The sequence below is a fragment of the Comamonas sp. Z1 genome (assembly GCF_008121555.1).
Lineage (GTDB): Bacteria > Pseudomonadota > Gammaproteobacteria > Burkholderiales > Burkholderiaceae_C > Comamonas > Comamonas thiooxydans.
On the sequence record NZ_VOQT01000004.1, the window covers coordinates 46,605 to 71,738 of the forward strand.

The following is a 25,134-nucleotide window of genomic DNA, read 5'->3' on the forward strand; positions in this document are numbered from 1 at the left end:
TCCGCCTGCTTTGTATCGTCCTAGTCAGGAGCGTGGGCCGATGGCGGTACAGTCAAGGCAGTTTTGTTGCCACTGCCGCCCATGTCATTGACTGAATCCCTTCTGCCACAGTCCATCAAGCCTGCTCAATACCAGGGACCGCTGGACTGGCGCAAGCTGGTGCAATGGTTGCAGGAAGACGCTGTGATCACGGCGCAGGAGGCCGAGCGCACGGTTGCGCGCTGCTCGGCCGCGGAGAGCGCGCAGCTGCCGCTGGTGCGGCTCGCCAATGTCGGTGTTGTCAGCGCCCAGACGCGTCAGCCGCTGGACCTGGAGACCCTGACCCAGTATCTGGCACAGCGCAGCGGTCTGGCCTATCTGCGCATCGATCCGCTGCGCGTGGATGTGGGCCGCGTGGGTGAGGTCATGAGCGCCAGCTATGCCGAGCGTCACAAGGTACTGCCCGTGCAGGTGACGGCCAAGGAGGTGGTGATTGCCACGGCCGAGCCCTTCATCAGCGACTGGGTGAGCGAGGTGGAGCGGCAGGCACGCCGCAGCGTGCGCTGCGTGGTGGCCAATCCGCAGGATATCAAGCGCTATACGGCAGAGTTCTTCGCCCTGGCCCAGTCCGTGCGTGCGGCAGAGAAAGCCGGTGGAGCGACCGGTGGCGCCAGTTTTGAACAGCTGGTGGAGCTGGGCAAAAGCAACAAGCAGCTCGATGCCAACGACCAGGGCGTGGTGCGCGTGGTGGACTGGCTGTGGCAGTATGCCTTCGACCAGCGGGCCAGCGACATTCATCTGGAGCCCAGGCGCGAGCAGGGCGTGATCCGCTTTCGCATCGATGGCGTGCTGCATCCGGTCTACCAGATGCCCATGGGCGTGCTGAATGCCATGGTGGCGCGCGTCAAGTTGCTGGGGCGCATGGACGTGGTCGAAAAGCGCCGCCCACTGGATGGCCGCATCAAGACGCGCAACCCGCGCGGCGAGGAGGTGGAAATGCGCTTGTCCACCTTGCCCACGGCTTTTGGGGAGAAGATGGTGATGCGCATCTTCGACCCGGAGAACACGGTCAAGAATCTGGATGCGCTGGGCTTCAGTGTCCATGACGCGCAGCGCTGGGAAGATCTGGTCAAGCGTCCGCACGGCATCATCCTGGTCACCGGCCCCACGGGATCGGGCAAGACCACCACGCTGTACTCCACGCTCAAGCGTGTGGCGACCGAGGAGGTCAATGTCAGCACGGTGGAAGACCCCATCGAAATGATCGAGCCCAGCTTCAATCAGACCCAGGTTCAGCCCCAGCTCGACTTCGGTTTCACCGAGGGCCTGCGTGCGCTGATGCGTCAGGACCCGGACATCATCATGGTGGGCGAGATTCGCGATCTGGCCACTGCCGAGATGGCGGTGCAGGCTGCACTGACCGGCCACCTGGTCTTCTCCACGCTGCATACCAATGATGCGCCCAGCGCCGTCAGCCGCCTGATGGAGCTGGGCGTACCTTCCTATCTGATCAACGCCACCTTGCTGGGCGTGCTGGCCCAGCGTCTGGTGCGCACGCTGTGTTTCAGCTGCAAGGTGCGCGATGAAGACGCAAAGCCCGAGGATCTGGCCGAATCGGTCAGGCCCTGGAAGCTGACCGGCAGTTACCAGCCCTACAAGCCCGTGGGTTGTGAGGATTGCCGCATGACAGGCTACCGAGGCCGCATGGGCCTGTACGAGCTGCTGATGGTGACCGAGGCCCTCAAGAAGCAGATTCACGATGCCCCGTCCATGGACGTTCTGCGCCGTCAGGCCGTGCAGGACGGCATGCGCCCTCTGCGCCTGGCCGGGGCTTTGCGCGTTGCCGAGGGCGTGACCACCTTGCCCGAGGTGCTGGCTTGCACGCCGCTGATGAGCGAAATCTGAAAGTCCGGGTGCTAGTGCTTGCTTCTTGGCTGGTGTAGCAAGTGCAGGCCGGCATTGGCCTGGGTTGAATGCGGTAAATGTGTACAAAGCGTCGGCATTAGGGTATGCCCTCTGTAGGTGGAATCCACATCAATTTGGCATTTCTATGAAACGAGAATCGCCAAGTCGTGATTTCCGTAAGGAGACGTTTTGTGAAAATCAAGAGCCAAAAAGACTTTTTCTCCGGTCTGATGTTCTTGGCCGTCGGTCTCGCATTTGCGATCGGCGCTTCCAACTACACCATTGGCACCGGCGCCCGTATGGGTCCAGGTTACTTCCCTCTGATCCTGGGTGTGCTCATGGCCATCCTGGGTGCAGCCATCTGCGTCGGCGGCCTGACCAAGGGCCCCGAAGGTGGTGACAAGATCGGTAAGTGGGCCTGGAGGCAGGTGTTCTTCATCCTGGCAGCCAACTTTGCCTTCGGCATCTTGTTGGTGGGCGTGCCTGCTGTGGGTATCCCTCAGTTCGGTCTGATCATCGCTATCTATGCGCTGGTCTTCATCGCCAGCCTGGGCGGTCATAGTTTCAACTTCAAGGAAACAGCAATCCTGGCCACCGTGCTGGCAGTGGGTAGCTATTTCGCTTTCGTGTGGGCGCTGAATCTGCAGTTCCCAGTGTGGCCTAGCTTCATTGCAGGCTAATCAGGAGCATCGTCCATGGATCTGATTCAGAACTTGTCGACGGGTTTTGGCGTGGCTTTCACGTTCCAGAACCTGATCTACTGCTTTGTGGGCTGTTTGCTCGGTACGCTGATCGGCGTGCTGCCCGGCATTGGCCCCGTGGCGACCATCGCCATGCTGCTGCCCGCCACTTACGCTCTGCCCCCCGTGGCGGCGCTGATCATGCTGGCCGGTATCTACTACGGCGCCCAGTACGGTGGCTCCACCACTGCCATTTTGGTGAACCTGCCAGGTGAATCCTCGTCGGTGGTGACCGTGATCGACGGCTACCAGATGGCGCGAAAAGGTCGAGCAGGCCCTGCGCTAGCAGCGGCTGGTATCGGCTCCTTCTTCGCCGGCTGCGTGGGCACCGTCATCCTGGCTGCCTTCGCTCCACCCCTGACCGAAGTGGCTTTCAAGTTCGGCCCCGCTGAATACTTCTCGCTGATGACCCTGGGTCTGATCGGTGCCGTGGTGCTGGCTTCCGGTTCGCTGCTCAAGGCGATCGCCATGATCGTGCTGGGTCTGCTGCTGGGCATGGTCGGAACCGACGTGAACTCCGGTGTGGCTCGTTACAGCTTCGACATTCCTGAACTGACCGACGGCATCGACTTCGTCGTGATCGCCATGGGTGTGTTCGGCTACGGCGAAATCATTGCCAACCTGTCCAAGCCCGACGACGAGCGCGAAGTGTTCGCTGCCAAGGTGACGGGTCTGCTGCCCACAAGCGAAGACTTCAAGCGCATGCTGCCAGCCATGCTGCGCGGTACGGCTCTGGGTTCGGCCCTGGGTATCTTGCCCGGTGGCGGTGCCATGCTGTCGGCCTTCGCTGCCTACACCATCGAAAAGAAGACCAAGCTGAAGCCCGGCGAAGTTCCTTTCGGTCAAGGCAATATCCGTGGTGTGTGCGCTCCTGAATCCGCCAACAACGCCGGCTCTCAGACATCGTTCATTCCTCTGCTGACCCTGGGTATTCCTCCCAACGCCGTGATGGCGCTGATGGTGGGTGCCATGACTATCCACAACATCCAGCCCGGTCCTCAGGTGATGACCAGCAACCCCGAACTGTTCTGGGGTCTGATCGCCTCCATGTGGATTGGCAACCTGATGCTGATCATCTTGAACCTGCCGCTGATCGGCGTCTGGATCAAGCTGCTGACCGTGCCTTATCGCTGGCTGTTCCCGTCCATCGTGCTGTTCTGCGCGATCGGCGTGTACGGTACCAACAACAACGTCTGGGACGTGTGGATGGTCGGTATCTTCGGCTTCATCGGCTATGTGTTCCACAAGCTGGGTACCGAACCTGCTCCTCTGCTGCTGGGCTTCATCCTGGGCCCGATGATGGAAGAAAACCTGCGCCGTGCCCTGCTGCTGTCGCGTGGTGACTGGTCCGTGTTCGTGACCCGCCCCATCTCCGCCTGCCTGCTGGCTGCTGCCGTGGTGCTGCTGGTGATCGTGCTGATGCCCGCAGTGAAGAACAAGCGTGAAGAAGCTTTCGTGGAAGACTGATCGTCAACCTGATCGCTGATCATCGTTAAAGCGGCCCTTCCGGGGCCGCTTTTTTTATATGAGGACCTTTGTTTCTGGGACTATGGATTAGGGCGGCAAAATAGCTGCAGTTATTCGAAAGATTGCATGGCCTTGTCTTTATTGCCCGCGCAGCACCCTCAGCGGGTCTTGCTGCACAACGAAATTCATGCCCGTCCTGCGGAAATCATGCAGGCCCCTCTGGCCATCACGCATATCGTGATGCTCACCGATGCGGCACAGCGTGAAGCCAGCCGCGAGCATGTGGCGGCCCTGTTGCGCAACCACCATCGCCCTCTGCCCGATGCGGCAACCACCCATGTGCTGATCGACCTGGGTGCGTTTCGCCTGCGTTGGGAGCAGCACACCGAGTTTGTGGCCTGGACCTTCACGACGCCCATGGCCCAAGCCGGCGTGGCCGATGTGCGCGAGCCCGAGACAGCCATTGACGCCGTTCCGCGCGACTGGCTGGCAACCCTGCCAGGGCAGTGCCTGAGCAGTCTGCATCTGTGGGCGCTGAACGAGCAGGATGTGGACCCGCAATATCTGATGCGTCATATGTTGCAGGCCGATACCCTGGTCGGCTCGCGCGTCTCCGGCGGTGCGGGGGCCATCTTTACCGACTTTGCGATTCACCCTGACGGCTTCTCGCGCATGCTGCTGCTCGCCGGTGCCGATCTGTCCCCGCGCCGCCTGGGCCGTCTGGTGCAGCGCGTGCTGGAGATCGAGACCTATCGCATGGCGGCGCTGCTGGGCCTGCCCGCCGCACGCAAGGCTGCAGCCGTGCTGGCCACGGCCGAGCGTGAACTGGCCGAACTGGCCAATGCCATCCGCGCTGCCGACCGCGACACCGAACCGGCGCTGCTGGACCGCCTGACGCGGCTGGCGGGCCAGGTGGAGAGCGAATATGCGGCCACGCATTCGCGCTTCTCGGCCAGTTCCGCCTATTTCGAGCTGGTAGACAGGCGTATTCAGGAAATTCAGGAGACGCGGGTGGATGGCATCCAGACCATCCGTGAATTCATGGACCGGCGACTTACACCTGCGCGCGCCACCTGCGAATGGGCGACACGCCGTCAGAATGCGCTGTCCGAGCGAGTCTCCCGTGTCAGCAGTCTGTTGCGCACGCGCGTCGAGATCGAGCAGCAGCAAAGCAGCCAGCAGCTGCTGGGCACGATGAACGACCGCCAGGGCACCCAGCTCAAGCTGCAGTCCACGGTGGAAGGCCTGTCGGTCGCGGCCATCACCTACTACATCACCGGCCTGATCAGCTATCTGGCCAAGGGCGGGCAGAAGCTGGGCTGGCCCTGGTCGCCCGAGTCGACGGCGGCCGTGGCCATTCCGGTTGTGGCACTGGGCGTCTGGTGGTCGCTGCGCAGGCTGCACCACAAGCTGTTTCATGGTCGCAGTCATTGAGCATGAAATTGGATGCCAGCGCTTTCTGATAAAGCTCTAGCGGTTATTGATTTTGATAGCGTCGGGCAGTTTGTCCGGCTTGGAAACTGTGTGAAAGGACACTGACATGGACTTTGGTATCGCCGGGCGCTGGGCTCTGGTCTGCGGCGCCAGCAAGGGTTTGGGTTTTGGCTGTGCCAAGGCTCTGGCCGAAGAGGGAGTGAATCTGGTCATCAACGCCAGAAACGACCAGGCATTGCAGCTGGCCGTGCAGAAGCTGCAAGCCATTGCTCCTCAGATCAAGGTCATCGGTGTCGCCGCAGACATCACCACGCCAGAAGGCCGCACCGCAGTGTTCGAAGCCGCCGGCGGCCCGGGCAAGGACTACGACATCGTCGTGACCAACGCCGGTGGCCCGCCTCCTGGCGACTTCCGCACCTGGGATCGTGAGGCCTGGATCAAGGCGGTGGACGCCAATATGCTGACCCCCATCGAGCTGATCAAGGCTACGGTGGATGGCATGGCTGCGCGTGGCTTCGGTCGCATCGTCAACATCACCTCGAGCGCGGTCAAGGCGCCCATCGACATCCTGGGCCTGTCCAACGGTGCACGCAGCGGTCTGACGGGCTTTGTGGCCGGCCTGGCGCGTTCGGGCATCGCCGCCAAGGGCGTGACCATCAACAGCATACTGCCCGGCAAGTTCGACACCGACCGTCTGGTGGCAACCCATCAAGCCGCGGCCAACAAGAGCGGCCAGGACCTGGATGCCGTGCGCCAGGCCCAGGCTGCCCAGATCCCTGCCAAGCGCTTTGGCACGGCCGAAGAGTTCGGCGCCATCTGTGCCTTCCTGTGCAGCCGCCAGGCCGGCTATATGACGGGCCAGAACATCCTGCCCGACGGCGGTCTGTATCCCGGCACTTACTGATCCGTGATCGAGTACTGAAACGACAAAGCCCCGCAATGCGGGGCTTTTGTCTGGGTGGGAAGCCGCTTATTTGCGGGATGACACGACGATGCCGGTCACGATCAGCGCAAACGCAAGCGCGTGGTAGAGGTGCGGGGTTTCGCCGAGCACGGGAATCGACAGCAGGGCCGTGAACAGCGGAATCAGATTGCCGAAGAAGCCCGCAATGGCGGGCGTGGAGCGCTGCACGCCCATGCCCCAGAAGCGGTAGGCCAGGATGGCCGGGCCCACGGCGATGAACAGCAGGCTGCCCAGCAGCGGCCAGCCCGGCACCAGGCGGAACTCGCCCAGCAAGGCTTCGCCGCCCGTGAAAAGGCCGGACCAGAGCAGGCCGAAAACGATCTGTGCGAGCAGAAAGCTGGCCCAGTGCGATTTCACTTCCTGGGGGCCGGTGCTGCGCGACAGCAGCCAGGTGTAGAAAGCCCAGGCAATCGTCGCCAGCACCATGAACAGGTCGCCGGGCACAAAGCGCAGAGCAAGCAGCGTCTGCCAGTCGCCGCGCGACATCACCACCGCCACGCCCAGCACTGACAGCAAAGCCCCGCCCATCTGCCGGCGGCTGATGCGAATGCCCCAGCACAGCCGGCCTATGGCCAGCATCCAGACCGGCATGCTCGAGCTCACCAGCGTCACGTTCAGCGGAGTCGAGGTCTTGAGCGCCAAGTACAGCAAGGCGTTGTAGCAGCCTATGCCCAGCAGTCCCAGCAGCATGTACTGCCGCCACAACGGCCAGATCGGACTGTCCTTGCGCAGCACCCGCCATGCCAGCGGCAATAGCAGCACAAAGGCGATGCACCAGCGTAGGAAGTTGAGTGCAAAGGGCGAGATCAGGTCGTGAGCAAGTCGGCCCACGATGGCATTGCCGGCCCACAGTGCCGGAGCCAGGCTGAGCATGGCGACCGTGGCGGGTTTCAGGGGGGAATTCATGGGTTGCCACTGTAACGTGCGACCGTTGGTCTTTGGGCCTGTCACACCGTGTGGCGGCGGCAGTTGGCGGCAAACCGGTAGCCCTCAATAGTGATGCAAGCCTTCCCGTTTTGCGAAGCTGAGCACAATGCAGGCTTGGGAGATTTTTCATGAAGCAGCAAACCACGTCGCTCCAGCAGCAATGGCTGCAGGCACAGCAGGCCATGGCCAGCAGGCAGCCTCTGCGCCCGCGCCAGCCGCTGTGCATTGATGATCAGCAGATCGGCAGTATCGAGGAAGACTTTGCGCGCAAGCTGGGGTCTGATCTGCTGGTGGCCCACGGAATAGCGCTGAGGCTGCTGGCCGGGCAATGGCGGCTGGAAGGCCAGGGCGGGGCGACGGACAATCTGAACCGGCTGGCACAGGCCATGCGCAGCGCCGGTCTTGCCGGTGCCTGGCGCAACGAACAACTGGCGGTCTGCAATGCCGAGGGCCGGCAACTGGCAACCGTCGAGCGTGGTGCCGTGCGGCCACTGGGCATCGCCACCAGAGCCGTGCATCTGGTGGGTGCCTGCGCGGATGGCTCGATCTGGGTGCAGCAGCGCTCGGAGGACAAGGCCAACAACCCCGGCATGTGGGATACCTTGATGGGCGGCATGGTCTCGGCGGCAGATGGTCTGGCCGAGGCGCTGGCGCGTGAAACCTGGGAGGAGGCCGGTCTGCATGTGGCAGAACTCGGCGAGCTTCGGCACGGCGGAAATGTGATGTTCGCAAGACCCAGCGACGAAGCAGAGGGACAGGGCTATATGGTCGAGCGCATAGACTGGTTCTCGGCCCTGGTACCCGATGCGCTGCAGCCTGTGAATCAGGATGGCGAGGTACAGCGTTTCGAGCGGCTGGAGCTGACCGAGGTCCAGGGCTGGATGCTGCAGGGGCGTTTCACCCCCGAGGCCTCCCTGGTGCTTGCCGCCTACATGGGATGGTAGGGCGGCAGAGCAGCTAGCGTTGGTTCTCCAGTGCGGTGGACTTGAGCCGGCTGGGCGCCAGGGCTCCGGCCTGCTCGAGAATCGGGTAGGCCACCGAGCACAGCAGCGAGTTGATGCGCTTGAGGTCGCTGATCATGTCGATATGCAGGGAGCTGGTCTCTATGCTCGAAACCGTGTGCTGCGACAGGCGCTCCAGATGGGTGGCCGAGTAGGCCAGTTCCAGATCGCGAAAGCGCGCTTTTTCCTCGAGCAGCTTTTGCGCCTCGCGCACATTGCCGTTGAGGAAGACGCTCATGGCCAGGCGCAGATTGTCCAGCAGATGCTGGGTCAGCTCGTGAATTTCCTGTTTTCCGGCGGCCGAGAACTGGCGGCCCTTCTTGATCTTCTTGTCTTCCAGATCCAGCAGCACGCGCTCGATGATATCGCCGATCTGCTCCATATTGATGGTGAAGCTGATGATTTCCGTCCAGCGCTGACCTTCGCGCTCGTCGAGTTCGGCGCGCGAGATCTTGGTCATGTAGTACTTGATGGCCGAGTACAGATCGTCCACCGTGCCTTCCAGGTGACGCACTTCCTCGGAGAGCTTGGCATCGTCGGTTTCAGCCACTTTTTGCAGGCCGATCAGCATGGACTCCACCACGTCGGCCTGATGCAGTGACTCGCGCACGGCACAGGTTATGGCCAGCGAAGGGGTGGACAGGGCCGAGGGGTCCAGGTGGCGTGGGCGCAGCAGCTTGGCTGCACTTTCTTCCTCGGGCTTGGGCAGCATGGCAGTCACCCAGCGGGCCACGAGCTGGGTCAGGCCGATGAAGCACAGGCTGTTGAAGATATTGAACGCCAGATGGAACATCACCACGTTCTGGCCGGCGTTGGCCAGATAGGGCTGGGCGTACTGCGACCACAGCCCGATAAAGGGCGCGACGATGGCCACGCCCATGATCTTGAACAGCAGATTGCCTATGGTGACCTGGCGCTCCTCCACCGCCGATTTGGCGGTGGTGAGCGCCGCGACCAGGCCGCTGCCCAGATTGGCGCCCAGGGTCAGGCCCAGAGCCACATCCAGCGGAATGGCGCCGGAGCTGGCCATGGCCGCAATCAGCAGCACCACGGCCAGGCTGGAGTAGGCCAGCACGGCCAGTACCGCGCCCAGCAGCAATTCCATGAACAGATCGCTGCTGACCGAGGCCAGCAGGGTGCGCACGGCAGGGGCCTGCAGCAGGGGCTCGGTGGCTTCCACCACCAGGCGCAGGGCCAGCAGCATCAGGCCCAGGCCGATGAGCACGCGGCCGATACGACCGGGCTTGGAGTCCTTGCGCGAGATATAGAGCACCACGCCGACAAAGATGAACAGCGGCGACAGCCAGGAAAGATCGGTGGAGAACAGCACGGCCATCAGAGCCGTGCCGACATCGGCACCGCGCATCACGGCCAGGGCCGAGGGCAGGGTGATCAGACCCTGGCCTACAAAGGACGAGGTCATCAGCGAGGTGGCCGTACTTGATTGCACCAGGGCCGTGACGCCCATGCCAGATAGTGCTGCCGAGAAACGGTTGCTCATGCTGCGGGCGAGAATGTTGCGCAGGTTTGCGCCGAAGACCTGCAGAACGCCGGTGCGAACCATCTGAGAGCCCCAGATCAAGAGGGCAATGGCTGCTAAAAGATTCAATAAATGCTTCATGTTCTGCCCGCGAAGGAGCGACCTAATATACCCCTGAGTGAGGCCGGTCTGCCCCGATGGCTCACTCTTCACGCACAAATAAGTGCGGAATAAGGAACACAATAGAACAAAAACGAATTATTCGAAACATCGTTTCTACGGATGAGATTTCAGAGGCGACCGAGTTTTCCGTATATCGGTATTGCGTTCGATGCTATTAAAAAGGCGGGTTCATGATTCCTGCCATGCCCGGTGCTGCTGCGGTGAGCTTTCTTTTGATGTTGCTGGCAGCCATGGCAGCTATGGCATTTGCGGCGCGGCAAGCCCAGGCGGCCGCTGCGCATCTGGCAATGGGTGGTGGCGGTATTGCTGTCCATCTCCACGCTGCTCGGGCCGGCGCAGATTGCATGGATCAATCAGCGGCAGGTACAGCAGATGGCCGAGCAAGAACAGCTGACGCACATCACGCTGGTTCAGTCCGCGGTCCGGGGCGGCATCATCTTGTCTGCGGGCAGTCATATTCAGCGCGATATGCCTGAAGGTGCTGCCGAGCCCGTCTACGAGTCGGCCGAATCCTGCCGGAGCGGGGCGGAATAAGCAAGGCCCGCTGTCTGCTAGAGAGGCAGCGGGCCTTGCCGATGGAAAGCGACTGGCGCTTACACGCTCTGGTTCTTGGCGCGTTTTGCGCGCAAAACCTCATCCAGGATCAGCAGTATGGCGCCCAGCGTGATGCCCATGTCGGCCACGTTGAATGCCGGAAAGTGGCTGCTGCCCCAGTAGAAGTCCAGAAAGTCCACCACATAGCCGTGTTGCAGGCGGTCCACCACATTGCCGATAGCCCCGCCCAGGATGCTGGACAGCGACAGGCAGAACATCTTCTCGCCGGGGTGCTTGCGCAGCTGCCAGACGATGAGCACGGTGGCAATCACGCCTATGGCCACGAACAGCCAGCGCTGCCAGCCGCTGCCGCCCGCAAGGAAGGAGAAGGCTGCGCCCGTGTTGTGCGCGCGCACGATGTTGAAGAAGCCGGTGATGGGAGTCCAGTCCCCATACTGGTAGTGGCTCAGAATCATCTGCTTGGTGACCTGATCCACGCCGATGATGACAAGCGCCCACAGCAGCCAGGGCCAGATACGGCCAAGGCCTGCGGAGGAGGTCTGGGTGTTGCTCATGGCAGCTCTTTGCTAAGGTTTTTTGATAGCGGTTAGCGCTTGACTCAAAAGGATTTCAGCAAGAATAAATGCTGAAAATGGCTGCCAGCATACGCTGGCAGCTCACTTTTTGAAGACTCAAGCCTTGGTGCGGACTTCGCCCGTGCCGTGCAGATTGCTGTCGCAGCGGCCGCAGATCGAGGGGTGCTCGGGGTTCACGCCCACGTCTTCACGGTAGTGCCAGCAGCGCTCGCACTTGGCGTGCTCGCTGGCCTTCACGGTGGTGGCCAGGGCATCGCCGGCCACGGCAGTCGCTGCCGAGGTGATGAAGACGAACTTCAGATCGTCCTTGAGGCTTTGCAGCAGGGCCAGGTCCTCGGGCTCGGCCGTGAGCGTGACTTCGGCCTGCAGGGAGGAGCCCACGGCGCCGGTGGTGCGCACCACTTCGATGTCCTTGTTGACCTGGTTGCGGATCTCGCACAGGCGCGTCCACTTGGCCAGCAGGCCTTCGTCGCCGGCGGGCAGCTCGGTGAACTTCTCCAGGAAGATGGATTCGCTGTGGCCCACGATCTTCCAGGCTTCCTCGGCCGTGAAGGACAGGAAGGGCGACATCCAGCGCAGCAGCGCCTGGGTGATCTGGTAGAGCGCGGTCTGGGCCGAGCGGCGTGCCAGGCTCTTGGGGGCGCTGGTGTAGAGGCGATCCTTGAGCACGTCCAGGTAGAAGCCGCCCAGGTCTTCGGAGCAGAACAGCTGCAGCTTGGCGACGACGGGGTGGAATTCGTAGACCTTGTAGTGGGCCAGGATTTCCTGCTGCAGCTGGGCCGAGCGGGCCAGCGCGAACTGGTCGATCTCCAGCATCTCGCCGTAGGCCACGGCGTCCTTGCTCGCGTCGAAGTCGCTGGTGTTGGCCAGCAGGAAGCGCAGCGTGTTGCGGATGCGGCGATAGGCGTCCACCACGCGGGCCAGGATCTTGTCGTCGATGCCCAGGTCGCCCGAGTAGTCGGTCGAGGCCACCCACAGGCGGATGATTTCCGCGCCCATCTTGCTTGACACGTCCTGCGGCGCCACGGTGTTGCCCAGCGACTTGGACATCTTCTTGCCCTGGCCGTCCACGGTGAAGCCATGGGTCAGCAGGCCGCGATAGGGCGCGCGGCCGAAGATGGCCGACGCCAGCAGCAGCGAGCTGTGGAACCAGCCGCGGTGCTGGTCGTGGCCTTCCAGGTACAGATCGGCCTCGGGGCCGTGGTCGTGGTGGTGCTCGGGATGGGTGCCGCGCAGCACATGCCAGAAGGTGGAGCCCGAGTCGAACCACACCTCCAGAATATCGGTGCTCTTGGTATAGCTCTTGGCCTCTTCGGCACCCAGGATATCTTCGGTGCTGACGCGGCTCCAGGCCTCGATGCCGCCTTGCTCGATCATGGTGGCAGCCTGGTCGATGATCTCCATGGTGCGGGGGTGCAGAGCGCCCGTGTCCACATGCAGGAAGAAGGGGATGGGCACGCCCCACGAGCGCTGGCGCGAGATGCACCAGTCGGGACGGCCGGCGATCATGGCGCGCAGGCGATCCTGGCCGTTTTGCGGGTAGAAGTTGGTTTGCTCGATGGCGTCCAGCGCGATCTGGCGCAGGGTCTTCTCGGGCTTTTGCGCGGGATCGGTGAACACGCCTTCGCCTTCGTCCATGCGGATGAACCACTGGGCGGCAGCGCGGTAGATGACGGGCGTCTTGTGGCGCCAGCAGTGCGGATAGCTGTGGCTGATGGTGGTGGTGTCCATCAGGCGGCCCGCGACCTTCAGGGCGTCGAGGATGACGGGCACGGCCTTCCAGATATGCTGGCCGCCGAACATGGGCAGATCGGCCGCGTACACGCCGTTGCCCTGCACGGGGTTCAGGATCTGCTTGTAGTCCATGCCGTTGGACATGCAGCTGTTGAAGTCGTCCACGCCATAGGCAGGGGCCGAGTGCACGATACCGGTACCGTCGTCGGCGGTGGCGTATTCGGCCAGGTACACGGGCGAGATGCGGTCAAAGCCCTTGTCCACATGGGCCAGCGGGTGCTTGAAGGGCATGTGGTCGAGCTTTTCGCCCTTGGCGGTGGCGAGCACGCGGCCCTCCAGCTTCCAGCGGGCCAGGCATTTCTCGACCAGGGCGGAGGCCACGATCAGCAGACCGCGCTCGGTCTCCACCAGGCTGTATTCCAGATCGGGGTTGACGTTGAGCGCCTGGTTGGCGGGGATGGTCCAGGCCGTCGTCGTCCAGATGACGATGAAGGCTTCCTTATCGAGCTTGTCCAGGCCGAATGCTGCGGCCAGTTTGGCTGGCTCGGCAGCGGGGAACATCACGTCCAGGGTCTGGCTTTGCTTGTCGGCGTATTCGATCTCGAACTCGGCCAGCGAGGAGGCGCAGTCAAAGCACCAGTAAACGGGCTTGAGGCCGCGGTAGACAAAACCACGCTCCATCACCTTCTTCAAGGCGCGCAGCTCGGCGGCCTCGTTGGCGTAGTTCATGGTCTTGTAGGGGTGATCCCAGTCGCCGAGCACGCCCAGGCGCTTGAAGTCCACCATCTGCTGCTCAATCTGTTCGGCGGCAAAGGCGCGGCTCTTGGCCTGCATCTCGTCGCGTGGCAGGTTGCGGCCATGCAGTTTCTCGATGGCGTTCTCGATGGGCAGGCCGTGGCAGTCCCAGCCCGGTGCGTAGAGCGCGTCGAAGCCTTCGAGCTGGCGGCTCTTGACGATCATGTCCTTGAGGATCTTGTTCACCGCATGGCCAATGTGCAGCTTGCCGTTGGCGTATGGAGGGCCGTCGTGCAGGATGAACTTGGGCGCGCCGCTGCGGGCGTCACGCAGCTTCTTGTAGATGCCTTGGTCATCCCATTCCTTGGCCCAGGCGGGTTCGCGCTTGGGCAGGTCGCCGCGCATGGGGAAAGGGGTGTCGGGCATGTTCAGCGTGGCGCGGTAAGCGGACGCTTCGGGCTTGTTGGACTTCGAATCAGACATGGGAAACCTTGAAAGCAATGCGGTGCCCGGGCAGTTCTGCCTGGGCGTGAATGGTGAGGTGAGCGCCAGTGCGCTGCTGCGCCTGGGACGTGCGAGCAGCGAGCTTCAAATTCGGTCGCGCGTGGTCTGGCGACGGGTCTCTGTGTGCGACGAGGTGTGAGACGGTATGTGGGCCGAGGCGAAAAACGCGCGCGCGTCATCGCAGTCCTTGGCGATGCCGACCGTCAGGGCATCGAGACTGTCATACTTCAGCTCGTCGTGCAGTTTGTGCAGAAGTTCCACGCGGATGATTTTACCGTAGGCACCTTCTCCACCCAGTTGGGCGGGCCAATCGAAACAGTGGGTCTCCAGCAGCACCCGGCCGCCGTTGATGTCGTTGGGGTCCAGCGAAGGGCGCACGCCCAGGTTGGCCACGCCCTGCAGCGGCTTGTCCGTCAGACCATGCACCAGCACGGCAAAAATGCCGCTGGCGGCAGGTTTCCAGTGGTCGAAACGCAGATTCAGCGTGCGAAAGCCGTCCTCGGCTCCGCTCATTGATTCGGCCAGTTTGCGGCCCAGCTTGCGGCCATGCACCACATGGCCCGAGATGCGGTAGGGGTGGCCCAGCAGCTTGGCGGCCTGGTGCATGTCGCCGGCGGCCAGGGCCTCGCGCACGGCCGTGCTGGAGACGCGCAGCCCATGGACTTCATAGCTGTTCATGCGGGCCACATCAAAGCCCAGGGCCTGGCCGGCGTTGTCCAGCATGGCGTAATCGCCGGCGCGCTTGGAGCCAAAGCGGAAGTCGTCGCCCACCAGCACGTACTTGGCGCCCAGGCCCGAGATCAGCACGTCTTGAATGAAGTCCTCGGGACTCTGGCCGGCCAGGGCCTGGTTGAAGGGCAGGATCACGACCTGATCGACGCCGCAGACCTCGAGCTGGCTGAGCTTGTCGCGCAGCGTGCCCACGCGGGCCGGGGCCATCTCGGGCTTGCCCAGCTTCTTGGCAAAGTAGTCGCGCGGGTGCGGCTCGAAGGTCATGGCGCAGCTGGGGATGCCGCGCTGGGCGGCCTCGGCCTTGAGCAGGCCGAGCATGGCTTGATGTCCCCGGTGTACACCATCAAAATTGCCAATGGTCACAGCGCAGGCCGGGGCCACGCCGGGATGATTGATGCCGCGGAAAATCTTCATGGACTGCTTTGTTATTTATAGCAACTGGCGCCGATGCATGCGACACAAGCCGTCAATTTGACATAGTTTCAGAGTATATTGCTTCAAATCAGGCAGCTGTGGAGGCTGCACGATTGTGCTCAAAAGCGCCAAGACGCTTGTCCGTTTTCCGTGGTCCAAGTTTGACTGTATGGAGGCTGGTTGTGAAAGTCTTGAAGCTGACAGCCCAGGGGCTGCCGCAGTCCTGGGTAACGCTGGAGCAGGCGGCGCTGCATTACGCAGCAGAAGATGTGCGCTGGGAAGCCGGTGTCGAAATCGCCTGCTTTCGCGGTGGCCACAATGCGGTGACCGGCAAGCAGTCAGTCATTCACATCAACTCCATCATCGGCACCAAGGGCATGCCGAACATCAACCCGCATGAGCTGCTGCCGGGTCTGACCAATGGCAAGCTCTTTGCTCGTGACCGCTGCGTCTGCGCCTATTGCGGGCGGCGCTTCCATGAGAGCGATCTCACGCGCGAGCACATTGTCCCCGTGAGCACCGGCGGGCAGCACAGCTGGATGAATCTGGTCACGGCCTGCCGCGCCTGCAACCACCGCAAGGGGGCCAGAACACCGGAGCAGGCCCGCATGCCCTTGCTCTACACCCCCTACACGCCCACGCTGTGGGAGGACTTCATCCTGAGAAACCGCCGCATTCTGGCCGACCAGATGGAGTTTCTCGTGGCCCATGTGCCGCGTGGATCACGCTGGCGCAGCTAGGGCGTAAAAAAAGCCCCGGGCTGGCGCCGCGGGGCAGGAGCAAGAGGACAGAAACGCGTTCAGACTGTGGTGGAGACGGCTTTTTGCCAGGCTTCGTAGAGGTCTTCGCCCTCGTCGCGCACGCGCTGGCCGATCAGGGCCATCTCGCGCTGCTCCTCGGGCTTGGCCAGTTCCACATAGCCGCGCGCGGCCGACAGATCGTAGGGCTCGCCGTCTTCGTTGGAGTAGGCGAAATACACCTGCTTCACGCCGGCCAGCAACATGGCCGTGTAGCACATGGAGCAAGGGTAGCCGCTGGCATACATGACGGCCCCCGACAGATCGGTGCTGCCCTGGGCCTTGGCTCCTATGCGCAGGGCCTGCATCTCGGCGTGGGCCGAGGGGTCGCAGAGCTCATCGACCTGGTTGACGGCGCGGGCAAGTACCTGGCCGTCCCTGACCAGCACGGCGCCGAAGGGCCAGGTGGGCTGCTGGCGGCCTTTGACATTGCCCATGGCCAAGCGTATGGATTCAAGCAGGTATTTGCCGCTGTCGTTTTCGTTGTTCATCGAGTCGTTCTCCTTGGTAAAAAATCAGCTGCCGCGGTAGGTGTTGAAGAACCACGGCGAGCACAGCATGGGCACGTGGTAGTGCTGGGCCGCGTCGAAGATGGAAAAGCGCACCAGCACTTCTTCCGACAGCGCCGTGGGCTCCTTGAAATGCTCGCCTGTGTAAAAGCGCAGCTCGAAGTCCCCGGTGCGGGCCGCGGCGGCGGGCAGCATGGGGGCGTCGGTGCGACCGTCGGCATTGGTACGGGTGCTGTTCAGGCGCTGCGCCGGGGTCTGCGCCACGTCGTAGAGTTCCACCCGCATGCCGTCTATGGGGCGACCGGTGGTGAGGTTGAGTACATGGGTGCTGATGCCTGCCATAGTGGTCTTTCGATGGGTTGCGATAGAGCGCGGATATGCCGGCTCAGCTGCCGCGCGAATAGGTATAGCTCCAGGGGCCGAACTGGATGGGCAGATGGATGCGCTCTGCCGTGTTCACGATCTGGAAGCGCACCGGCACCTTGGACAGAAAGGCCGGGCGCGGCAGCTTGGCGCCCTTGGCAGCAAAGTACTCGTCCACGTGCAGCAGCATTTCGTAGCGGCCGCTGCGGTAGCTGTCGTCGATCAGCAGCGGTTCGTCGGCCCGGCCGTTGGCGTTCACGACAAAGCTGCGTATCGGCACATAGGTTTCGCCGTCGAAGCGCGAAAAGTCGATGCGCAAGCCCGTGGCTGCAGAGCCATGGAAGGTGTCCACGGCATGCATGGTCAGGCGCGGGCTGACACCATGCAGCACGATGGGGCCGGTGGCCTGGGCCGGCACTGCCGGGGGGGTGTCGGCGGCCAGCGCGCCGTGTGTGCCTGTCAGGGCCGAGGCGCCGAGCACGAGGCCCGAGAGTGCGAACCGTCGGCGCGACGGGGTCGGTGTGGGTGTGGGATGCATGCGGGATGACTCCTTCAGACGTTCTTGCGGCGCTGGACGCGGGCGACGAAGGCGATGGCGAGAACGGCTGCCAGCGCTTCCACGATGGCCACCAGGTACAGGCCCGGAGCGACCTTGCCGGTGGAGGCCTTGATCACGCCCATCAGATAAGGGGCACCGAAGCCGGCCAGATTGGCCACCGAGTTGATCAGCGCCACGCCCACTGCAGCAGCGCCGCCGCTGAGCAGCATATTGGGCATCTGCCAGAAGACGGGGATCGCGCTCATGGTGCCCACCAGTGCCAGGACCATGGCCGTCAGCGCCACGATCACGGGGATGCTGTCCATGCCCATGGTGAAGGCCAGGGCCAGCATGCCCACGGCGCCCAGCAGGGCCGAGCCCGCGAAGTGCCAGCGTACCTCGCCACGGTGGTCGGAATGGCGACCGTTGATGATCATGCCGGCCGCGCCGAGCAGGTAGGCGGCACCGGCGATCCAGCCCACCTGCATGGGCGAGGTGAAGCCCGCTTCGCGAATCACGGTGGGAATCCAGAAGGTCAGCGTGGAGTTGGCGCAGAGCAGGCAGAAGAACACGGCGATCAGCAGCCACACCATGGGGTTGCCGAACAGGGTGCGCCAGTCGCTGTGGCGCTCGCCCTGGGCCTTCTGGTCGATTTCGAGTTGCTGGCGCACGACGGCGCGGTCCGTGTCGGTGAGCCATTTGGCTTCCTCGGGGCGGTCGGTCATGTAGAAGTAGGCAAAGATGCCGGCCAGCACCGAGGGGATGCCTTCGATGATGAACAGCCACTGCCAGCCGTGCATGCCGTGCGCGCCTGCAGCCCAGGTCATGATGCCGCCAGCCAGCGGGCCGCCGATGACGCCGGCGATGGCCGAGGCCGACATGAAGGTGCCGAAGGCCTTGGCGCGGCGCTTGGACGGATACCAGTAGGTCAGGTAGAGGATGATGCCGGGGTAGAAGCCGGCCTCGAACACGCCCATCAGAAAGCGCAGGATGTAGAACTGGGTCGGTGTCGTCACCCAGGCCTGCAAGATGCAGATCAGGCCCCAGCCTATGGTGATGCGCATCACCGTCTTCTTGGCGCCTATCTTCTGCAGCAACATGTTGGACGGCACTTCGAACAGGAAGTAGCCGATGAAGAAGATGCCGGCGCCCAGGCCGTAGACGGCTTCGCTGAATTTCAGGTCGTCGAGCATCTGCAGCTTGGCGAAGCCGATGTTGACGCGGTCCAGCCAGGCCAGCACCCACAGCACGCCCAGAAAGGGCAGCAGGCGCCAGGAAATCTTGGAGTAGGTGGCGTCGACCTGATCGACGGAAGCAGCGGTGCCGCTGATCGGCACATGATGAGCACTCATGGCAAGTCCTTGTCTCGGAAATTTGTTGTTGGGTTTGCGGACACTTGCATGGTCGCGACTTGTGGCGATATGCGAAACTAAGCGCCTGCTATGAGCCGCATAGCAAAATGCATATCTCTAGGGAAAACACGTGTCTCGCAGCGAAGAACCGTTCGATACCTATTTGCTGCGCGTGCTGTGCACCCTGATCAGCGAAAAAAGCGTGTCGCGCGCGGCAATACGCCTCAATCAGTCACAACCGGCCATCAGCGCGGCGCTGCGGCGATTGCGGGCCATCTTCAACGACCCTTTGCTGGTGCGGGACAAGAACCGCATGGTGCCGACGGCGCGCGCGCTTCAGGCCGTGGAGCAGGCACGTGCGGCGCTGGGCCTGATCGACGGGCTGCTGAGCGTCGGCAAGGAATTTGTGGCCGAGACCACGCAACTGCGCTTCACCATCGCCATGCCCGACTATCTGGCACCGCCCTTCATGGCGCGTGTGGTCCAGCTCATGCGAGCGCAGGCACCGGGCGCGAGGCTGGTCCTGCTGCCGCTGGGCCAGAACTTCGACTACGAGCAGGCCCTGCAAAGCGGCGAGGTGGATATCGTCATCGGCAACTGGCCGAGCCCGCCCGAGCATTTGCACATGTCCACGCTGCTCGAGGACGAGGTGGTCTGCCTGCTCGATGAAAAGCATCCTCTGGCCGGGCCGGGCCGGCTCACGGCCGAGCACTATCTGCAGGCCGCGCATGTGGTGTTCACGCCTTATTCGCCCGATCAGCGCGGCGTGGTGGAGAGCAGTCTGGGCACCATGCGCGTGAGCCGTGACGGCCGAGTGCAATGCTCGCATTTCTCGATGGCGCCGGATCTGCTGGTGGGCACCGACCTGCTGCTGACCACCAGCCGTCATTTCGCGGCCTATCACGCCAAACGGTTGCCGCTGGCCATGGTGCCTCTGCCCATGGGCAACCGCGTCATGCGCTTCTACCAGCTCTGGCATTCGTCCCGGCACCGGGATGCCTCCCATATCTGGCTGCGCGCTCTGCTCAATCAGGCCTCGCAGGTGCTGACGGCATCGACGTAGCCGGCTGCTATACGGGCTATAACAAGCCAGCACTGTGAGGCGGGAAACGCGCTTCCTACACTGGCCTCATGACTAGCACCACTACCTCCTCCATCCCCACGCTCGACGAGCTCAACGTCATGACGCACGCAGACTTTGCGGCCGCGCTCGGCGAGGTTTTTGAATACGCCCCCTGGGTGGCCGAGGCTGCAGCGCAGCAGCGCCCCTTTGCCAGCCTGGACGCACTGCACCAGGCCATGCTGGCCGCCGTGCATGGCAGCCCGCGTGAGCAGACCCTGCGCTTTCTCTGTGGCCACCCCGAGCTGTCGGCCAGCGCCGTGCGCTCCGGCACGCTGACCGTTGACTCCCAGCAGGAGCAGCAAAGCGCGGGGCTGGGAGATTTGGCGCAGGAGCAGGGCGAGCGCCTGGCCGAGCTGAACCAGGCCTATCGCACGCGCCATGGCTTTCCCTTCATCGCCTGCGTGCGCCACTACACGCGCGCCGGCCTGTTTGCCGAGCTGGCCTCGCGTACCGAGTGCGGCACCGAGCAGGAGTTTGCCGAAGCCCTGCGCCAGATCGGCTTCATCAGTCGCCTGCGCCTGTCGCAACGCGTGAGTAGTGCCAGCAGCCTGCAGGCAGCCTGAGCCCCTATCGCCGCCCAAGCCCCGCAATGCGGGGCTTTTCTTATGCTGGCTGGCGGGTTGGCACCCTATGTCGGAGTTTGCTGCCCATGTGCAGCAGATGCCGCCTGGAGCGTGCTGGCGCGGCCCAGGCTGCCTACTGACGCAGTGGGAGTTCTCGGCACTGGCTGAAATCCCCGCATGCTTGTGATTGAATTCGGGTTTAGACCTCATTTCTCGTTTTCATGATCGTCAGAGATCGCCCGTCGGGCTTCAAGCTGCTGTGGATTGTCCGGGGCTCGGTGCTGCAACGCATCAAAGGTGTGCTTGCCGTCAACATCGTGCTGGCCATCATCGTCACCGTGGCGCATGGCACGCTGTTCCACACCAAGATTCCCATCACGCCGATCCCGTTCACCCTGATCGGCCTGCCGCTGGCGATTTTTCTGGGCTTTCGCAACAACACCGCGTATGCGCGCTACTGGGAGGGTCGCAAGCTTTGGGGCGAGATCGTGATCTATGCACGCACGCTGGCGCGCCAGTGCCTGAGCCTGATCGAGCTCGATCACCCCGTAGACCCGCGCCAGCGGGCCAACGATGTGCGGGTGCGCATGGTGCATCGGGCCGTGGCTTTTTCTCATGTGCTGCGGGCCCAGCTGCGCGGCCTCAAGGACGATGTGGCGGCCCAGCAATGGCTGACCCATGCCGAGTGGCAGCGCCTGCAGCTGCTGCCGCTGAATCAGCGCACCGATGCGCTGATGCTGGCCATGGGCAAGGATCTGGGCCAGTGCGTGCGCGAGCAGCGCATAGACCCCTGCCTGGCCGTGGAGCTGGACCGCACCCTCAACGGCTTCACGACGGCTGCAGCCTCCTGCGAGCGCATCCGCAATACGCCGATTCCGTTTTCCTACACCTTGCTGCTGCACCGCACGGCCCATCTGTACTGCTTTTTGCTGCCTTTCGGTCTGGTGGACATCACGGGCTTCATGACGCCGTTTGTCGTAGCCATCGTGGCCTATACCTTCTACGGTCTCGATGTGCTGGGTGACGAGCTGGAAGAGCCATTCGGCATGGAAAGCAACGACCTGGCACTGGACAGCATCTGTCGCAGCATCGAGATCAGCCTCAGCCAGTCGCTGGGTGACCCCCAGGTTCCGGCGCCGCTCAAACCGGTGGACTATCTGCTGACCTGAGGTTCTCCAGAATGCAAAAGCCCTGAACTCGTCATTCAGGGCTTTGTTCTTGATAGCGGCTGGAGCCAGTGTTGGCTAGACCGTGGCGCGATCTTCGTCCACGGCCTTTTGCCAGGCCTGGTACAGGTCCTCGCCGGCATCGCGCACTCGGTGGCTGATGACGGGCAGTTCGCGCCGGCCTTCGGGGCGAGCCAGTTCCTCATAGCCGCGCGCAGCCGACAGATCGTAGGGCTCGCCGTCTTCGTTGGAGTAGGCGAAGTACACCTGCTTCACGCCGGCCAGCAGCATGGCGGTGTGGCACATGGAGCAGGGATAGCCGCTGGCATACATGACCGAGCCGGACAGATCCGTGCTGCCCAGGGCCTTGGCGGCAATGCGCAGCGCCTGCATCTCGGCGTGGGCCGTGGGGTCGCAGAGCTCATCGACCTGGTTGACGGCGCGCGCCAGGACCTTGCCGTCACGCACCAGCACGGCACCGAAAGGCCAGGTCGCGGATTCGCGGCCCTTGACATTGCCCATGGCCAGGCGGATGGACTCCAGCAGATACTTTTCGCTGTCTTGCTTGCTCATGCATGTCTCCTTTGATTCTTGTGAATGGCGCAAGAATCATAGGAAGAGCGATAGGGCCCATAGTGCATGCAGGAAGCAAAACAGCACGCCGAAACGTGCTGTTGACTTTTAGTTTTGGGTTGAATGCAGTTGCCGTGATTTTGATGAATATTGATGCAGGCTTTCAGGCAAAGACGCCGGCGCTGTCCTGCATATGGGCCGATACCGTGCCCAGGTGGTGCAGGGTGTCGCCACCCGTCATCTCCATCTGGGTCAGTCGCTTGAAATAGTGGCTGCCCACATATTCGTCCGTCACGCCGATGCCGCCATGCAGCTGCACGGCCTGCTGGCCCACATAACGCATGGACTGGCCCAGCTGCACCTTGGCGCGCGCGATGGCGACATGGCGCTCCTCGGCAGGCGCCACCAGCTTGAGCGTGCCGTAGTAGCTCATGGAGCGAGCCAGCTCCAGCTGCATCTTCATATCGGCCACGCGGTGGCGCAGGGCCTGGAAGCTGGAGATCACCACGCCGAACTGCTTGCGCTGGTTCATGTACTCGGTGGTGAGCTTGAGCGTCTGCTCCATCACGCCCACGCCTTCGGCGCAAAGAGCGGCATTGGCCACATCCTGTGCCAGGGTGAGGGCAGCCACGCCATTGGTGGTGATCAGGGTGGCCGCTGCTGACCGGCAGACCAGATCGGCCGCGCGACCCTCATCCTGCGTGGCATAGGGCTTGGTGGCGACGCCTTCGCTGCCGTTCTCGACGAGGAAGAGCGCGATCTTGCCGTCGAGCTGTGCCGGCACGATGAAGGCGTCGGCCTGGTCGCCCGCAGGAACAATGTTTTTCGTAGCATCTACCGTATAGCCATCGCCGGATTTAGAGGCTTTTGCGGCGCAAACATCAATCTGGTAGCGCGCCTTGCGCTCCTGCGATGCGAGCACAACCAGCTTTTCACCGCTGGCGATACGGGGCAGCCAGGCTTGTTTGACGGCTTCGTCGCCGAACTGACCGAGCAAGGCGGAGGCCACGAAAGCCTGGGTCAGAGGCTCCATCACCAGACCGCGGCCCAGTTCCTCCATGACCACCATCACATCGACCGCGCCCTGGCCCAGGCCGCCATATTGCTCGGGCACGGTGAGGGCCGTCAGGCCCAGCTCGGCCAGCTCGTTCCAGACCTCGCGCGAGAAGCCGCCTTGTTTGGCAATGCCCTGGCGTCGCTCGAAGGTATAGCCCTTGTCCACCCAGCGGGCCACGGCATCGCGCAGTTGCTGCTGGTCGTCGGAAAAATCGAAATCCATATTTGTCTCCTGCCACCAGGCCGCAATTGGCGCGAAGCGCCAAACCAGCCCAGCGAAGCTCAATCTAGAACCCCCTCCCGGAGGGGGCACGGGGGAGTAGTCCTGTTTCGCAAAGCGAAGACGGTTCTTGGCTAGCCAAGAACCGTCTGAGCAACGATGTTTCGCTGCACCTCGTTGGAGCCGCCATAGATGGTGGTCTTGCGCATATTGAAGTAGGTCGCGGCCAGCGGCGCATTGCCCAGCACGTTGCCGGGAAAGTCGCCCTGGTAGCCGGCTTCCATGGCTTCCTGGATATAGGGCAGGGAGTAGGGGCCTGCGGCCAGCATCATCAGCTCGGAGTAGCGCTGCTGAATCTCGCTGCCCTTGATCTTGAGCAGGCCGGCAATGTCCAGCGGGTTCTTGCCCGACTTCATGGCCGAGAGCACGCGCAGCACCAGCATTTCCAGCGCGATCACATCGATCTCCAGCAGGGCGATCTGATCACGAAAGCGCTGGTCTTCCCAGACGCCTTCGGTCTTGGCGATGCGCTTGAGGCGCTCCAGCTCGCGCTTGGCACGGTTCACATCGGCGATATTCGTGCGCTCGTGGCTGAGCAGGTGCTTGGCATAGGTCCAGCCCTTGTTTTCCTCGCCGATCAGCTGGTCGGCAGGCACTTCCACATTGTCGAAAAAGACCTCGTTGACCTCGTGAGAGCCGTCCAGCAGCTTAATGGGGCGCACGGTCACGCCCGGCGACTTCATGTCGACCAGCAGGAAGCTGATGCCGGTCTGGGGCTTGCCCTCGTTGCTGGTGCGCACCAGGCAGAAGATCCACTCGCCGTATTGGCCCAGCGTGGTCCAGGTCTTCTGGCCGTTGACGATGTATTTGTCGCCCACGCGTTCGGCGCGGGTCTTGACGCTGGCCAGGTCCGAGCCCGAACCCGGTTCGGAATAGCCCTGGCTCCACCAGACTTCGCCGCTGGCGATGCCGGGCAGAAAGCGCCGATGCTGCTCCGGTGTGCCATAGGCCATGATGACCGGCGCCACCATCACGGGGCCGAAGGGCACGATGCGCGGCGTGCCGGCGAGTGCGCATTCTTCCTCGAACAAATGCTTTTGTACGGCGCTCCAGCCGGGGCCGCCGAATTCCTTGGGCCAGCCGTAGCCGAGCCAGCCTTTTTTGCCCAGAATCTTGGCCCAGCGCTGCATGTCCTCGCGCGTCAGGTGCAGATCGTTGCGCACCTTGTGCGCAATATCCTCGGGCAGATTTGCCCGCACCCAGCTGCGGATCTCTTCGCGAAAAGCCTGTTCTTCAGGGGTGAATGCCAAGTCCATGCGTTGTCTCCTGCAAATGCTGGAGATTTGTAGCACGCACGTTCTTTTTCTGGCTGTCCGGGTTGCGACAAATGGCGGGAAACCCCAGGGATGAGCATCCCTCTGAGCGGCTGCGCCTGCCTGTCTTTGCGTGGCGTGAGCCAGTTTTTGGCGCCGGCCTGTCGTTTGTAATGAAACATGCTGCCAGCGCTTACTGGATAAAGGCCGGCAGCTATCAGTTTCTGTCTGG

23 protein-coding genes are annotated in these 25,134 nt (G+C 62.8%); 11 read left to right on the forward strand and 12 right to left on the reverse strand.

Annotation, left to right across the window (positions count from 1 at the left end; all coding sequences use genetic code 11):
* The first annotated feature begins 81 nt into the window (after positions 1 to 81).
* The 5 genes from FSY45_RS09115 (at position 82) to FSY45_RS09135 (ending at position 6,429) form a co-directional block, all read left to right on the forward strand.
* Entirely contained in the window at positions 82 to 1,884 is a 1,803-nt protein-coding gene (locus FSY45_RS09115; RefSeq protein WP_046462572.1) for a GspE/PulE family protein, read from the forward strand.
* A 191-nt stretch (positions 1,885 to 2,075) separates the two neighbouring features.
* On the forward strand, positions 2,076 to 2,564 hold the full coding sequence (locus FSY45_RS09120) for a tripartite tricarboxylate transporter TctB family protein (RefSeq protein WP_003066123.1): 489 nt from the start codon (positions 2,076 to 2,078) through the stop codon (positions 2,562 to 2,564).
* A gap of 15 nt (positions 2,565 to 2,579) precedes the next feature.
* Positions 2,580 to 4,091 carry a tripartite tricarboxylate transporter permease gene (locus tag FSY45_RS09125; RefSeq protein WP_003066124.1) on the forward strand — a complete coding sequence of 504 codons (1,512 nt, stop codon included), beginning with the start codon at positions 2,580 to 2,582 and terminating at the stop codon, positions 4,089 to 4,091.
* Between the two features lie 126 nt (positions 4,092 to 4,217).
* Positions 4,218 to 5,525, forward strand: a complete 1,308-nt coding sequence (locus tag FSY45_RS09130; protein WP_034356463.1) for a DUF3422 family protein — start codon at positions 4,218 to 4,220, stop codon at positions 5,523 to 5,525.
* A 106-nt stretch (positions 5,526 to 5,631) separates the two neighbouring features.
* Positions 5,632 to 6,429, forward strand: coding sequence for an SDR family oxidoreductase (locus tag FSY45_RS09135; RefSeq protein ID WP_003066126.1), 798 nt, complete (start codon positions 5,632 to 5,634; stop codon positions 6,427 to 6,429).
* Between the two features lie 66 nt (positions 6,430 to 6,495).
* Here the strand turns inward: FSY45_RS09135 and FSY45_RS09140 are convergent, their stop codons facing one another.
* Complete coding sequence (locus tag FSY45_RS09140) at positions 6,496 to 7,395, reverse strand: DMT family transporter (RefSeq protein ID WP_046462573.1); 900 nt, start codon at positions 7,393 to 7,395, stop codon at positions 6,496 to 6,498.
* Positions 7,396 to 7,544: 149 nt separating this feature from the next.
* Between FSY45_RS09140 and FSY45_RS09145 the strand changes: the two genes are divergently transcribed.
* A complete protein-coding gene (locus FSY45_RS09145; protein ID WP_046462574.1) occupies positions 7,545 to 8,360 on the forward strand; it encodes a DUF4743 domain-containing protein in 816 nt (271 codons plus the stop codon).
* A gap of 13 nt (positions 8,361 to 8,373) precedes the next feature.
* On the opposite strand, the gene FSY45_RS09150 is transcribed toward FSY45_RS09145, so the two are convergent.
* Positions 8,374 to 10,038, reverse strand: a complete 1,665-nt coding sequence (locus FSY45_RS09150; RefSeq protein WP_034362175.1) for a Na/Pi cotransporter family protein — start codon at positions 10,036 to 10,038, stop codon at positions 8,374 to 8,376.
* A gap of 288 nt (positions 10,039 to 10,326) precedes the next feature.
* On the opposite strand from FSY45_RS09150, the gene FSY45_RS09155 reads away from it, so the two are divergent.
* Positions 10,327 to 10,614 carry a hypothetical protein gene (locus FSY45_RS09155; protein WP_052951140.1) on the forward strand — a complete coding sequence of 96 codons (288 nt, stop codon included), beginning with the start codon at positions 10,327 to 10,329 and terminating at the stop codon, positions 10,612 to 10,614.
* Between the two features lie 59 nt (positions 10,615 to 10,673).
* Here the strand turns inward: FSY45_RS09155 and lspA are convergent, their stop codons facing one another.
* The 3 genes from lspA to FSY45_RS09170 all read right to left on the reverse strand — a co-directional run bounded on the left by lspA (position 10,674) and on the right by FSY45_RS09170 (position 15,329).
* Positions 10,674 to 11,189 carry a signal peptidase II gene (gene lspA / locus FSY45_RS09160; protein WP_003066135.1) on the reverse strand — a complete coding sequence of 172 codons (516 nt, stop codon included), beginning with the start codon at positions 11,187 to 11,189 and terminating at the stop codon, positions 10,674 to 10,676.
* Positions 11,190 to 11,306: 117 nt separating this feature from the next.
* Positions 11,307 to 14,162 (reverse strand): isoleucine--tRNA ligase, encoded by a 2,856-nt coding sequence (gene ileS, locus FSY45_RS09165; RefSeq protein WP_148748054.1) that lies wholly within the window; start codon positions 14,160 to 14,162, stop codon positions 11,307 to 11,309.
* Between the two features lie 105 nt (positions 14,163 to 14,267).
* Positions 14,268 to 15,329, reverse strand: coding sequence for a bifunctional riboflavin kinase/FAD synthetase (locus tag FSY45_RS09170; protein WP_046462576.1), 1,062 nt, complete (start codon positions 15,327 to 15,329; stop codon positions 14,268 to 14,270).
* Positions 15,330 to 15,511: 182 nt separating this feature from the next.
* On the opposite strand from FSY45_RS09170, the gene FSY45_RS09175 reads away from it, so the two are divergent.
* Positions 15,512 to 16,069, forward strand: coding sequence for an HNH endonuclease (locus FSY45_RS09175; RefSeq protein WP_003066139.1), 558 nt, complete (start codon positions 15,512 to 15,514; stop codon positions 16,067 to 16,069).
* A gap of 59 nt (positions 16,070 to 16,128) precedes the next feature.
* Here the strand turns inward: FSY45_RS09175 and FSY45_RS09180 are convergent, their stop codons facing one another.
* The 4 genes from FSY45_RS09180 to FSY45_RS09195 are packed head-to-tail and all read right to left on the reverse strand — an operon-like array spanning position 16,129 to position 18,888.
* Positions 16,129 to 16,617 (reverse strand): nucleoside deaminase, encoded by a 489-nt coding sequence (locus tag FSY45_RS09180; RefSeq protein ID WP_003066140.1) that lies wholly within the window; start codon positions 16,615 to 16,617, stop codon positions 16,129 to 16,131.
* A 24-nt stretch (positions 16,618 to 16,641) separates the two neighbouring features.
* Complete coding sequence (gene uraH, locus FSY45_RS09185; RefSeq protein WP_003066142.1) at positions 16,642 to 16,977, reverse strand: hydroxyisourate hydrolase; 336 nt, start codon at positions 16,975 to 16,977, stop codon at positions 16,642 to 16,644.
* A 43-nt stretch (positions 16,978 to 17,020) separates the two neighbouring features.
* A complete protein-coding gene (locus FSY45_RS09190) occupies positions 17,021 to 17,536 on the reverse strand; it encodes a hydroxyisourate hydrolase (RefSeq protein ID WP_046462577.1) in 516 nt (171 codons plus the stop codon).
* A gap of 14 nt (positions 17,537 to 17,550) precedes the next feature.
* The gene (locus FSY45_RS09195) at positions 17,551 to 18,888 is read right to left on the reverse strand and encodes an MFS transporter (RefSeq protein WP_046462578.1); all 1,338 of its coding nucleotides are present in this window, start codon (positions 18,886 to 18,888) and stop codon (positions 17,551 to 17,553) included.
* A gap of 130 nt (positions 18,889 to 19,018) precedes the next feature.
* Here FSY45_RS09195 and FSY45_RS09200 point away from each other — a divergent pair, with 130 nt between their 5' ends.
* The 3 genes from FSY45_RS09200 (at position 19,019) to FSY45_RS09210 (ending at position 21,743) form a co-directional block, all read left to right on the forward strand.
* Positions 19,019 to 19,951 carry a LysR family transcriptional regulator gene (locus FSY45_RS09200; RefSeq protein WP_003066149.1) on the forward strand — a complete coding sequence of 311 codons (933 nt, stop codon included), beginning with the start codon at positions 19,019 to 19,021 and terminating at the stop codon, positions 19,949 to 19,951.
* Positions 19,952 to 20,019: 68 nt separating this feature from the next.
* Complete coding sequence (gene uraD, locus FSY45_RS09205) at positions 20,020 to 20,574, forward strand: 2-oxo-4-hydroxy-4-carboxy-5-ureidoimidazoline decarboxylase (protein ID WP_046462579.1); 555 nt, start codon at positions 20,020 to 20,022, stop codon at positions 20,572 to 20,574.
* 221 nt (positions 20,575 to 20,795) lie between these two features.
* Complete coding sequence (locus FSY45_RS09210) at positions 20,796 to 21,743, forward strand: bestrophin family protein (RefSeq protein WP_046462580.1); 948 nt, start codon at positions 20,796 to 20,798, stop codon at positions 21,741 to 21,743.
* 75 nt (positions 21,744 to 21,818) lie between these two features.
* On the opposite strand, the gene FSY45_RS09215 is transcribed toward FSY45_RS09210, so the two are convergent.
* The 3 genes from FSY45_RS09215 to FSY45_RS09225 all read right to left on the reverse strand — a co-directional run bounded on the left by FSY45_RS09215 (position 21,819) and on the right by FSY45_RS09225 (position 24,905).
* Positions 21,819 to 22,313, reverse strand: coding sequence for a nucleoside deaminase (locus FSY45_RS09215; protein ID WP_046462581.1), 495 nt, complete (start codon positions 22,311 to 22,313; stop codon positions 21,819 to 21,821).
* A gap of 163 nt (positions 22,314 to 22,476) precedes the next feature.
* Positions 22,477 to 23,592: an acyl-CoA dehydrogenase family protein gene (locus FSY45_RS09220; RefSeq protein WP_003067886.1), complete on the reverse strand. Its 1,116-nt coding sequence runs from the start codon at positions 23,590 to 23,592 to the stop codon at positions 22,477 to 22,479.
* A 131-nt stretch (positions 23,593 to 23,723) separates the two neighbouring features.
* Complete coding sequence (locus tag FSY45_RS09225; protein WP_003067884.1) at positions 23,724 to 24,905, reverse strand: acyl-CoA dehydrogenase family protein; 1,182 nt, start codon at positions 24,903 to 24,905, stop codon at positions 23,724 to 23,726.
* Positions 24,906 to 25,134 lie beyond the last annotated feature (229 nt).